Source organism: Microbacterium sp. UFMG61 (genome assembly GCF_015354505.1).
Classification (GTDB): Bacteria; Actinomycetota; Actinomycetes; order Actinomycetales; family Microbacteriaceae; genus Microbacterium.
The window spans coordinates 92,386-103,431 of sequence record NZ_JACAFP010000004.1 but is presented as its reverse complement, the minus strand read 5'-3'; the positions used below and the strand labels follow the sequence as shown (position 1 = coordinate 103,431).

The window sequence follows — 11,046 nt, the reverse complement described above, 5'->3', positions numbered from 1 at the left end:
GCGTCAGATGCTGCAGCTTGTCGATGATGTAGGGGAAGAAGCCTTCGACGCCCTTGCTTCCGGCGCCCGTGACGTAGAAGACGCGCACACCTGCCCACTCGTTGAAAGCGATCGCGAGGAGGACGATCCCGAGCGCGGCGACGACGATGGGGATGTTCATCGTGACGATCGACGTCGCCTGACCGATCCGGTCACCGAGCTTGTACTGGCGCGAGGCGGTGTAGACGCCGAGTCCGATTCCCAGGACGGCGCCGAGGATGGTGGCGCCGATCACCAGCTCGCCCGAGACCCACATGCGATAGGCGATCTGGTCGTTCACGGACTGGCCGACGGGGCTCTGCCCCCAGTCCCAGCGGAAGAGGATGCCACTGAACCAGGTCCACCAGCGCTCGAGGAGCGGGACGGTGTCGCTCAGGTTGAACGGCTCCAGCATCCGCGTGATCTCATCGGGAGTGAGCGGAGGGCGGCGACCGACGTAGTTGCTCCGCGGATCGAGGAACGACCAGGCCAGGAAGTAGGTCACGTTGGTCGCGACCACGATCATCAGCAGCCAGCCGAGTGCGCGGCGCACGAGATACTTGATCAAGGTGTTGATTCTCTCTCTGTTTCAGACGCGCTCGGGAACAGCCGACGCAACTCTGAGCCGGAGGGAGACGGCCGTGCACCGCCTGCCGATCTGCGCGAATCGACTCGCCGCATGGTGTGTGACGGAGTCTTATCGCTCACGGGATCCGGTGTCACGGATGGCTCCCGGGCAACCTCGGCAGAATATCACCATCCTGATTGAACTGGGATATTGCACTGGGGAGCCGAATCGGGCATCGGTCGCGCCGCACCGTAGAATCGACGGGACATGTCACCACGCGCCCTCACTCCGCTTCAGCCTGCCGCGACGCCTGCGACGAAGATCCGCAATTTCTGCATCATCGCGCACATCGATCACGGCAAGTCGACCCTCGCCGACCGCATGCTCCAGATCACCGGCGTGGTCTCGGATCGCGACATGCGCGCCCAGTATCTGGACCGCATGGACATCGAGCGCGAGCGCGGCATCACCATCAAGAGCCAGGCCGTCCGCATGCCCTGGGAGCTCGAGGGCGAGACGTTCGCCCTCAACATGATCGACACTCCGGGTCACGTCGACTTCACCTATGAGGTCTCCCGGTCGCTCGCCGCCTGCGAGGGCGCGATCCTCCTTGTCGACGCCGCGCAGGGCATCGAGGCCCAGACGCTCGCGAACCTGTACCTGGCTCTCGAGAACGACCTGCACATCATCCCGGTGCTCAACAAGATCGACCTGCCCGCGGCCGATCCTGAGAAGTACGCCAAGGAGCTGGCATCGCTGATCGGCGGCAAGCCGGAGGACGTGCTGCGCGTCTCGGGCAAGACGGGCGTGGGCGTCGAAGCCCTGCTCGATCGCCTGGTGCAGGAGATCCCGGCCCCTGTGGGCGATGCGGATGCTCCGGCTCGCGCCATGATCTTCGACTCGGTCTACGACGCCTACCGTGGTGTCGTCACCTACGTGCGCATGGTCGACGGCAGTCTCTCGCCGCGCGAGCGCATCCAGATGATGTCGACGGGCGCGAACCATGACGCGCTCGAGGTCGGTGTGTCGAGCCCCGAGCCCATCCCCACGAAGGGGCTCGGCGTCGGAGAGGTCGGCTACCTCATCACCGGCGTGAAGGACGTGCGTCTGTCGAAGGTCGGCGACACGATCACGGCGGCACGCAAGCCCGCGTCCGAAGCCCTCGCCGGCTACACCGACCCGAAGCCGATGGTGTTCTCGGGCATCTACCCGATCGACGGCAGCGACTACGCCGACCTTCGCGAGGCGCTCGACAAGCTGAAGCTCTCCGACGCCTCGCTGCAGTACGAGCCGGAGACCTCGGTCGCCCTCGGGTTCGGGTTCCGCTGCGGATTCCTCGGACTCCTGCACCTCGAGATCATCACCGAGCGTCTCGAACGCGAGTTCGGCCTCGATCTCATCACCACCGCGCCGAGCGTGATCTACGAGGTCCTCACCAGCGACACGGGTGAGACGGTGACGGTGACCAATCCGAGCGAGTACCCCGACGGCCGCATCGGCTCGGTGTCGGAGCCGATGGTCAAGACGGCGATCCTCCTGCCGAAGGACTACGTAGGCACGGTGATGGAGCTGTGCCAGTCGCGCCGAGGGACGCTGCTGGGCATGGAGTACTTCTCCGAGGAGCGCGTCGAGCTGCGCTACACGATGCCGCTCGGCGAGATCGTCTTCGATTTCTTCGATCAGCTCAAGTCCAAAACACAGGGCTACGCGTCGCTCGACTACGAGCCCGCCGGACAGCAGGAGGCGGACCTTGTGAAGGTCGACATCCTGCTGCAGGGTGACAAGGTCGATGCGTTCAGCTCGATCGTGCACCGTGACAAGGCTTACGCATACGGGACGCTGATGACGGAGCGTCTGCGCAAGCTGATCCCCCGCCAGAACTTCGAGGTGCCGATCCAGGCCGCCATCGGTGCCAGGATCATCGCCCGCGAGACGATCCGGGCGCTCCGGAAGGACGTGCTCGCCAAGTGCTACGGCGGTGACATCTCCCGAAAGCGCAAGCTCCTCGAGAAGCAGAAGGAGGGCAAGAAGCGCATGAAGATGGTCGGTCGCGTCGAGGTCCCTCAGGAGGCGTTCATCGCAGCGCTCTCCGGCGACGTCGAGGGCAAGGACAAGAAGTAGCGTGAGGCTGCCGCGGTACGAGCGCGGCCTGACACGGCATCCGCTCCGCGACGTCCCGAAGCGGATGCGCGGCGCCCAGCGTTCGGTGGCGGTGCCGGAGTATGCCCAGGAGTGCGTCGCCGCGCTCATCACCTCATGGGAGTTCAAGAGGCGCGCCGGATTCGAGGCGCCCGGGGACGATCCCGTCGCCGAGCAGGAAGGCCGCCTCGGCAAGACCGTGCTCGGGGTGCACTTCGCTGAGCCGATCCGCGTGGTGTGGGCCGACGGGCACGGATTCGGCTACGAGACGCGCCCGGGGCACCCCATCTACGGAGAGGAATCGTTCGTCCTCGAGGACGGGCGGTTCACCGCGCGATCGATCTCGCGCCCGTCGACCCTGCGATGGTGGCTCCTGACGCCGGTTCTCCGCGTCATGCAGCGCAGGGTGTTCCGTCGCTACATCTCGAGCGTCGAGTCGGAGATCGAGTGCTGCAGACAGGCCCGAGAGCTCGGGGTGAGTGATCGTCCAGGTAATGCCAAGTAGGCTGGCTCTCATGCGGCGCGGGACTTTCCGAGACGACACGGTGGACTATGCGGCCGTGGGTGCGACCCACGCCCCGGATCTGATGCAGTATCCGCCGGAGCGCAGCATCCCGGCCGAGAACTCCTGGCGCATCGGCAGCGGCCTCGAGCGCTTCCAGTCCGCTGGCGAATCGCTTCTGACCTGGACGGCGCAGCGCGCCTCGGGGCTCAGCGTCGATGATGTGCGCCCGGCGCCCGGACCGGCCTATGCGGGCGTGAGCTTCGACGCGGAGGGCACTCCGATCGCCCCGAGCAAGAACGACGTCGAGCAGCGTTTCGACGCCGAGGGCACGCCGTTCGCGGGTCCCGGAATGACTCTGCGTCTGCACGGCAGAGTCGCGGGCATGCGAGCCGACGCGGAGCTCCGCGTGATCTCGGTGACGGAAGAGAAGCGTCGCATCGGTTTCGTCCTCGGCACGGTCGGCGGCTCCGTCGTCCGCGGCGAGGAATCGTTCGACATCGACTGGCGCGAGGACAACGATGAGGTGTGGTTCACGGTGCGGGCGTTCGACGCGCCGAACTCGCTGCTCTATCGCACGGTCCCGGCTCTCGTGAAGCGCCGCCGACGCGAGCTGTTCGCCCGGTATCTGCGTGCCATCTCGCCGCTCTACGCGACGCCGCTCTGATGAACTCAGCCCTCTGATGGCCGGACCCCTGCCGCTCGGCGATCCGGCCCCGGCCGACGGCCGCCTTCCCACCGATCTGCCGATCGACCCCTCTGCGCCGTTCTCCGCGTACCTGCACATCCCGTTCTGCCGTGTGCGATGCGGGTACTGCGACTTCAACACGTACACCTCGGGCGAGCTGCGCGGCGCCAAGCAGGAGGACTACGCCTCGACGCTGCTCGCCGAGATCGCTCTCGCGAAGGAGGTGTTGTCGGATGCCGGAGCGCTGCGCCCGATGGACACCGTGTTCTTCGGTGGAGGCACGCCGACTCTCCTGCCCGCGGGAGATCTCGCCCGGATGCTCGGTGCGGCGACCGATGCGTTCGGTCTGACGGACGGCGCCGAGGTCACGGTCGAGGCGAACCCGGACACGGTGACCCCCGAGGTCCTCGTCACACTCGCGGATGCCGGTGTGACGAGGCTGTCGATCGGCATGCAGTCAGCAGTGCCGCATGTGCTCGCCGCTCTCGACCGCACCCATCGCCCCGAGAACGTGACGACGGCGGTCGCCGCGGCGAAGGACGCAGGCCTCGCCGTGAGCGTGGACCTCATCTACGGCGCCCCCGGTGAGACGCTCGGTGATTGGGAGGCGTCGCTCGACGCGGCGCTCGCACTCGAGTCGGACCACATCTCGGCCTACGCGCTGATCATCGAGGACGGCACGAAGCTTGCACGGCAGATCCGCCGAGGCGAGGTGCCGACGCCGGACGACGATCTGCAGGCCGACATGTACGAGCTCGCCGATGCGCGTCTCGCAGCGGCGGGCTTCGACTGGTACGAGATCAGCAACTGGTCGCGCACGGTGGAACAGCGCTCGCGTCACAACCTCGCGTACTGGCGGGGGAGTGACTGGTGGGGCTTCGGCCCCGGCGCGCACAGTCACGTCGCAGGGCTCCGGTGGTGGAACGTGAAGCACCCGGCCGCCTATGCGCAGCGTCTCGCCGCCGAGGAGTCGCCGGCCGCCGGAACCGAGCGTCCGGACGCGGCATCCAGGACCCTGGAGCGGATTCTGCTGCTGAGCCGCATCCGTGAGGGGATCGCGGTCGCCGACCTGCAGCCGGACAAGCGCACACGCGTCGCCGGCCTGATCGCGGACGGCCTCGTCGACCCCGCCGCCGCGGTGCGCGGGCGCGTGCAGCTCACGCTTCGTGGACGCCTGCTCGCTGACGCCGTGGTGCGCGAGCTCACGGACTGACCACGCGTCGGGGTCGCTACGGCAGCAGGTCGAGTGCCTCTGCACGTCGCTGTGCGGCGGTGAAGGTCTGGGTGTCGAACAGTCGCGTCATCCGTTCGGGACCGAACCGCGGCCACCCCGGGTCACCGGTCTTGATGAAGGCGATCCAGGCCGAGTGCATCTCGTCTGCAAGGTTCTGCGGCGCATCGGCTCCGGCGAGGCGCTGTGCTTCGGGATCCCGGAGGCGATCGAACACGAAGCCCAGCTCGAGGGCGTGGGCTGCACGCAGGTCGCGAACCCGACTCTGCCAGGCGAACTCGTAGACGTACGTCGGCGCTGTGCGCGCCCGGGCCAACCGGGTCAGCGGCGCGCGCAGCATGATGTCCGTGGCGAGCTGACCGAAGATCTCGCCCGTGGAGGCTCCGGGAAAGGCCACGCGATAGGCGGTGACGGCCGTCCGCGGGATCCGCAGGGCGAGACGTGCGAGCAGCAGCTTCGCCTCGCTGATGCCGGCGAGGGCCGCCGGAGGGAACCAGAGGCGATACTCGTCGGTATTGCTCCCGATGAGAAGCGGGATGTCGGTGTCGGCGAGGACCTCGTGCGGCGAGCGGGGAAGAGAATCGGCATCCAGCGCGAACTGGAACCCCGGGGCCCCGCCCAGCGGAGAAGAACCGGCGGCCTGTCGCCTGCGCGCATGGAGCAGCTTCGCGGGAGATGCTCCGAGGAAGCTCGCGCGGTCGGCCCTGATGCCGAGCCGCTTCGCCAGCTGCGTCGTGACGCGGCCCGCTTTCTTCGCGGTCTGCGCCTCGAGCGGTCCGGATTCGATGATCGCCCGCGCGATCATCGAGCGCGACGAGGGGGTCGCGAGCAGACCGGCGACGATCGCGCCCCCGGCGGATTCGCCCATGGCCGTGATCTGCGACGGGTCGCCGCCGAACGAGGCGATCTCGCTGTGCACCCAGGCGAGTCCTGCCGCGGCGTCCTGCAGACCGAGATTTCGAGGGGCCCCGTCGAGCACCGAGAAGCCCTCGGAGCCCAGACGGTAGTTGATCGACGCGAACACGATCCCGGCGCGGGCGAACGCGGTCCCGTCGTAGAGCGGGAGTGCGGCGGTACCCCGCTCGAGCGCGCCGCCGTGGATCCAGAGCACGACCGGCGCCCCCGCGGCATCCTCCGGTGCCCAGACGTTGACCGAGAGGATCTCGTCTCCCGGGATCTCGACCGAACCCAGCAATTCTCCGATCGCCCCGGGGTACGGATGCTGTGGAGCCGTCGGCCCGAACGCCGTGGCGTCGCGGGCGCCCTCCCACGCGGGAGCGGGCTGCGGCCCGCGAAAGCGGTTCGGCCCGAACGGGGAGGCGGCGTACGGGATGCCGAGGTAGCGATGCACTCCGTCGATCGCGTCGCCCCGCACGATTCCGGTGGACACGGTGGCCTGCGGCGCGACACTCATGGTGCTCATCGTAGGGGGATCAGCGCGGCGCGCTCCTCGGCGGGTAGAATTGGCACTCGTAGCCGGTGAGTGCCAGAGGGAGGAGATGCGATGGTCAGCGAGCGAGGCCTTCAGGTCCTCCGTGCGATCGTGCAGGACTACGTCGAGACGCATGAGCCCGTCGGCAGCCGATCCATCGTCGACCGATACTCCTTCGGGGTGTCGGCCGCGACGATCCGCAACGACATGGCGCTGCTCGAAGACGAAGAGCTGATCGCCGCGCCGCACACCTCCTCCGGCCGCGTTCCGACCGACAAGGGATATCGGGTCTTCGTCGATCATCTCGCCCAGCTGCGCCCGCTCTCGGGAGCACAGCGCACTGCGATCGAGTCCTTCCTCACCGATCCGGCCGATCTCGATGACCTCATGGTCCGCACGGTCCGGGTGCTCACACAGCTCACCGGTCAGGTGGCGCTCGCGCAGTACCCCTCGTTCGCCCGCGCGAACCTCACCCACATCGAGCTCGTCGCGCTCGCGCCGACACGTCTGCTCATCGTCCTCGTCACCGACGCAGGTGGGGTGTCCCAGCGCATGGCCCCGCTGCCAGCGGTGGTCGACGAGACTGACATGGCTGTGCTGCGTGCGCGACTCTCCGCGCTCATCACCGGGCGGGCGGTGAGCGACGCCGCCGACCGGCTGCAGACACTGCTCGCGGCCGACGAGCACGCGAACGACCAGGTCCTCCGCGCGCTCGCGACCATCATCATCGACGAGCTCGGCCAGTTCCGGCAGGAGCGCCTCGTGATGGCCGGTGCCGCTACGCTCGCCCGCCGCGAGCAGGACTTCCGCGGCAGCATCCATCCGCTGCTCGAGGCGATCGAGGAGCAGGTCACCCTGTTGCGGCTGATGAGCGAGATGGAGGCCGACTCGCACGGGCTCGCGGCGAGCATCGGCACGGAGAACGCCTCGTTCGGGCTGGGTGAGGCGTCGATCGTGGCGAGCAACTACGCCGCTCCCAGCGGCACCGCTCGAGTCGGCGTGATGGGGCCGACCCGCATGGACTATCCGAGCAACCTCGCGGCGGCACGGGCTGTGGCCCGCTACCTGTCGCGGATGCTCGACGAAGACGAGGCCGCCCGCTGACGCGGGCGTCCTGACACGACACGCAGAAGGGCCATTGTGGCGGATCACTACGAGGTACTCGGCGTCTCCCGCGACGCTTCCACCGACGAGATCAAGAAGGCATATCGACGACTCGCACGTCAGCTCCACCCGGACGTGAACCCGGGTGAGGATGCGGCGGAGCGGTTCAAGCTCGTCACGCATGCCTACGACGTGCTGAGCGACGACGATTCGCGTCGTCGATACGACATGGGCGGGGGAGACGGCGCCGCAGGCAACTTCGGCGGAGGCTTCGGTGGCTTCGGTGACATCTTCGAGACCTTCTTCGGTGCGGCCCAGGGCGGCGGACGTGGCGCGCGACCTCGCTCCCGTCGCGAGCGAGGTCAAGACGCGCTCGTGCGCGTCACCCTCGATCTCGGCGACGTCGTCTTCGGCGCGCATCGCGACATCGACGTCGACACGGCCGTGCTGTGCGAGACCTGCAACGGCTCGTGCTGCCAGGAGGGCACGTCCCCCGTCACCTGCGACATCTGCGGTGGATCGGGCCACGTGCAGCGTCAGGTGCGCAGCCTGCTCGGCAACGTCGTCACCTCGCAGCCCTGCGGCACGTGCGAGGGCTACGGCACGACCATCCCTTATCCGTGCGGCACGTGCGGCGGCCAGGGACGTGTGCGTTCGCGTCGCACGGTGTCGCTCGACATCCCGGCCGGCGTCGAGACGGGCCTGCGCCTGCAGCTCCCTGGATCCGGCGAAGTCGGCAAGGCCGGCGGGCCCAACGGCGATCTGTACGTCGAGGTCACCGTCAACGCCCACCCGGCGTTCAGCCGCGACGGCGATGACCTGCTCGCGACCCTCGAGGTCGCCATGACCGATGCCATCCTCGGCACGGAGACGACGATCCAGGGACTCGATGGCGAGGTCGACCTCGAGATCCGGCCCGGCGTGCAGTCCGGCGACGTGCTGACGATCAAGGGGCGGGGCATCACGCCGCTGCGCGGCACCCAGCGCGGCGACCTCAGGGTCGGCGTGCAGGTGCTGACGCCGACCAAGATCGATTCGGCACAGCGCAGGCTGATCGAGGACTTCGCGAAGAAGACCAAAGCTCCGGCGCCGCAGCTGGCGCAGTTCCAGCAGGGACTCTTCTCGAAGTTCCGCGATCGTTTCCGTTCGCACTGATCGGCGTCCCATGGCACTGCATTTTCTCGTCGAATCCTCGTCGGATACGGCCGTCGGCGACCTCGTGGTGCTGACGGGGGCCGAAGCCAAGCACGCGGCGGTGGTCCGACGGCTGCGCGTGGGCGAGTCCGTCACCGTCGGGGACGGCGCCGGGGTCTGGCTCAGCGGGGTCGCGGAAGAGGTGACCCCCGCACGGGTCGATGTGCGCGTCTCGCAGCGCACGGTCGAGCCCGCGCCGACGCCTCGGATCGTCCTCGTGCAGGCGCTCGCGAAGGGCGACCGCGACGAGTTGGCGGTGCAGGCGGCGTGCGAGCTCGGTGTCGACGAGATCGTCCCGTGGCAGGCGAGTCGCAGCGTCTCGCGCTGGGAGGGTCCGAAGGCCGTCAAAGGCCGCGAGCGGTGGGCGAGCATCGTCCGTGAGGCGGCCAAGCAGGCGCATCGCGCGTGGGTCCCCGAGGTCGTCGCGCCGGTGACGACGAAGGAACTCGCCGCGCGTGCATCGCAGCAGCGGGTCCTTCTGCTCGACCCCACAGCGCCCCTCAGCCTCTCGCAGGTGACGCCCGACGGTCGGGACCTCGTGCTGGTGGTCGGACCCGAGGGGGGCATCTCCGACGACGAGATGTCACGCCTGGTCGACGCAGGAGCCGAACGCGTGCTGCTCGGAGACACCGTGCTGCGAACCTCGACCGCGGGCCCGGCAGCGATCGCTGTGCTGTCGGTGGCCCTCGAGCGCTGGTGACGAGGCTCGGGCCTTCTGCACCACCCGATCAGTAGACTGAGACCATGGCAGAGCCCTCGATCTTCACGCGCATCCTGAACGGTGACATCCCGGGCGAGATCCTGCTGGACACCGGCCGGGTCTTTGCGATCCGAGACATCGATCCGCAGGCTCCTCTGCACGCGCTGGTGATCCCGAAGACCGAGGACTACCGCGACGTCACGGAGCTCGCGGCAGGTGACCCCGGTCTGCTCGCCGAGATGGTGGCGGCTGCGAAGCAGCTCGCCGATGACCACGCGAACGGCGAGTACCGCCTCATCTTCAACAACGGCGCGAGCGCCGCTCAGTCCGTCTTCCACGTGCACGCCCATGTGCTCGGCAACATCGAGGAGAACAAGCTCGTTGGCTTCTGACGATCAAGACATCATCACCGAACGCGTGTACGTCGACGGTGTCGCCATGGTGCAGCTGCTGGGTCCGCAGGACCGCCTGCTGCGGATGCTCGAGAAGGAGCACCGCGAGGTGCAGGTGCTCGTGCGCGGTAACGAGATCACGCTGACCGGGAGCGCGGAGGCTGTCGAGAAGGCGAAGACCCTCGTCGACGAGCTGCTCACCATGACCAAGGCGGGGCACGACCTGGCCCCGAGCGATGTCTCCAGCTCTGCGCGCCTGCTGCGCACCGACGGCGGCCCGCGTCCGAGCGAGGTGCTGGGCGAGGCCATCCTGTCGACGCGCGGAAAGGTCATCAGGCCCAAGACCCTGGGTCAGAAGGAGTACGTCGACGCGATCGAGGAGAACACGATCGTGTTCGGCATCGGTCCGGCCGGTACCGGCAAGACCTACCTCGCGATGGCGAAGGCCGTGCAGGCGCTGCAGCGCAAGGAGGTCACACGCATCATCCTCACGCGTCCTGCGGTCGAGGCCGGCGAGCGACTGGGTTTCCTGCCCGGCACTCTCACCGACAAGATCGACCCGTATCTGCGCCCGCTGTACGACGCGTTGAACGAGATGATGGACCCCGAGATCGTCCCTCGTCTCATGGCCACGGGGACGATCGAGGTCGCTCCGCTGGCGTACATGCGAGGCCGCACGCTCAACGACTCGTTCGTGGTGCTCGATGAGGCGCAGAACACGACGCCCGAGCAGATGAAGATGTTCCTCACGCGTCTCGGTTTCGGCTCGAAGATGGTCGTCACCGGTGACATCACGCAGGTCGACCTTCCGCAGGGATCCTCCGGGCTCCGCCTGGTGACCCGCGTGCTCGACGGCATTGACGACATCCATTTCGCGCGGCTCACGAGCGACGACGTCGTGCGGCACTCTCTCGTCGGCCGCATCGTCGACGCGTACAGCGAGTACGACGAACGCCGCACCGCGCAGCGCTTCGAGCGTGAGCAGGCGGCGGAGTTCGCCAACCGTGCAGAGCGCCGAAGTGCGCAGCGACCCGGACCCCGGGACCGCACGCCGAAACGAGGCCTCTCCTGATGAAAC

10 protein-coding genes and 1 pseudogene are annotated in these 11,046 nt (G+C 68.0%); 9 read left to right on the top strand and 2 right to left on the bottom strand.

All coding sequences use genetic code 11. The features are described 5' to 3' along the window. Positions 1-586: pseudogene (locus tag IXW21_RS18220) on the bottom strand (ABC transporter permease); the annotation flags it as partial. Between the two features lie 267 nt (positions 587-853). Between IXW21_RS18220 and lepA the strand changes: the two are divergent. The 4 genes from lepA to hemW are packed head-to-tail and all read left to right on the top strand — an operon-like array spanning position 854 to position 5,128. Then, entirely contained in the window at positions 854-2,707 is a 1,854-nt protein-coding gene (gene lepA, locus IXW21_RS05795; RefSeq protein WP_194763317.1) for a translation elongation factor 4, read from the top strand. Between the two features lies 1 nt (position 2,708). Continuing rightward, complete coding sequence (locus IXW21_RS05790; protein ID WP_323742174.1) at positions 2,709-3,230, top strand: DUF1990 family protein; 522 nt, start codon at positions 2,709-2,711, stop codon at positions 3,228-3,230. A 10-nt stretch (positions 3,231-3,240) separates the two neighbouring features. Continuing rightward, positions 3,241-3,894 carry a DUF1990 family protein gene (locus IXW21_RS05785; protein ID WP_194763316.1) on the top strand — a complete coding sequence of 218 codons (654 nt, stop codon included), beginning with the start codon at positions 3,241-3,243 and terminating at the stop codon, positions 3,892-3,894. A 16-nt stretch (positions 3,895-3,910) separates the two neighbouring features. Beyond that, complete coding sequence (hemW, locus tag IXW21_RS05780) at positions 3,911-5,128, top strand: radical SAM family heme chaperone HemW (RefSeq protein WP_194763315.1); 1,218 nt, start codon at positions 3,911-3,913, stop codon at positions 5,126-5,128. 16 nt (positions 5,129-5,144) lie between these two features. On the opposite strand, the gene IXW21_RS05775 is transcribed toward hemW, so the two are convergent. Continuing rightward, on the bottom strand, positions 5,145-6,560 hold the full coding sequence (locus IXW21_RS05775; protein ID WP_228528211.1) for a carboxylesterase/lipase family protein: 1,416 nt from the start codon (positions 6,558-6,560) through the stop codon (positions 5,145-5,147). Positions 6,561-6,650: 90 nt separating this feature from the next. Between IXW21_RS05775 and hrcA the strand changes: the two genes are divergently transcribed. The 5 genes from hrcA to IXW21_RS05750 are packed head-to-tail and all read left to right on the top strand — an operon-like array spanning position 6,651 to position 11,040. Next, positions 6,651-7,682: a heat-inducible transcriptional repressor HrcA gene (gene hrcA / locus IXW21_RS05770; protein WP_194763313.1), complete on the top strand. Its 1,032-nt coding sequence runs from the start codon at positions 6,651-6,653 to the stop codon at positions 7,680-7,682. Between the two features lie 36 nt (positions 7,683-7,718). Next, positions 7,719-8,837, top strand: coding sequence for a molecular chaperone DnaJ (dnaJ, locus tag IXW21_RS05765; RefSeq protein WP_194763312.1), 1,119 nt, complete (start codon positions 7,719-7,721; stop codon positions 8,835-8,837). Positions 8,838-8,847: 10 nt separating this feature from the next. After that, positions 8,848-9,576 (top strand): 16S rRNA (uracil(1498)-N(3))-methyltransferase, encoded by a 729-nt coding sequence (locus IXW21_RS05760; protein WP_194763311.1) that lies wholly within the window; start codon positions 8,848-8,850, stop codon positions 9,574-9,576. 44 nt (positions 9,577-9,620) lie between these two features. Further along, positions 9,621-9,968, top strand: coding sequence for an HIT domain-containing protein (locus tag IXW21_RS05755; protein WP_194763310.1), 348 nt, complete (start codon positions 9,621-9,623; stop codon positions 9,966-9,968). Between the two features lie 46 nt (positions 9,969-10,014). Beyond that, positions 10,015-11,040: a PhoH family protein gene (locus tag IXW21_RS05750; protein WP_228528245.1), complete on the top strand. Its 1,026-nt coding sequence runs from the start codon at positions 10,015-10,017 to the stop codon at positions 11,038-11,040. The last annotated feature ends 6 nt before the right edge of the window (positions 11,041-11,046 follow it).

What these genes read in the sequence shown, in the direction of transcription:
- lepA (WP_194763317.1), top strand. Translation starts at nt 854, where the DNA reads ATGTCACCACGCGCCCTCACTCCGCTTCAGCCTGCCGCGACGCCTGCG.
- IXW21_RS05785 (WP_194763316.1), top strand. Translation starts at nt 3,241, where the DNA reads ATGCGGCGCGGGACTTTCCGAGACGACACGGTGGACTATGCGGCCGTG.
- hemW (WP_194763315.1), top strand. Translation starts at nt 3,911, where the DNA reads ATGGCCGGACCCCTGCCGCTCGGCGATCCGGCCCCGGCCGACGGCCGC.
- IXW21_RS05775 (WP_228528211.1), bottom strand. Translation starts at nt 6,560, where the DNA reads ATGAGTGTCGCGCCGCAGGCCACCGTGTCCACCGGAATCGTGCGGGGC.
- hrcA (WP_194763313.1), top strand. Translation starts at nt 6,651, where the DNA reads ATGGTCAGCGAGCGAGGCCTTCAGGTCCTCCGTGCGATCGTGCAGGAC.
- IXW21_RS05760 (WP_194763311.1), top strand. Translation starts at nt 8,848, where the DNA reads ATGGCACTGCATTTTCTCGTCGAATCCTCGTCGGATACGGCCGTCGGC.
- IXW21_RS05755 (WP_194763310.1), top strand. Translation starts at nt 9,621, where the DNA reads ATGGCAGAGCCCTCGATCTTCACGCGCATCCTGAACGGTGACATCCCG.
- IXW21_RS05750 (WP_228528245.1), top strand. Translation starts at nt 10,015, where the DNA reads ATGGTGCAGCTGCTGGGTCCGCAGGACCGCCTGCTGCGGATGCTCGAG.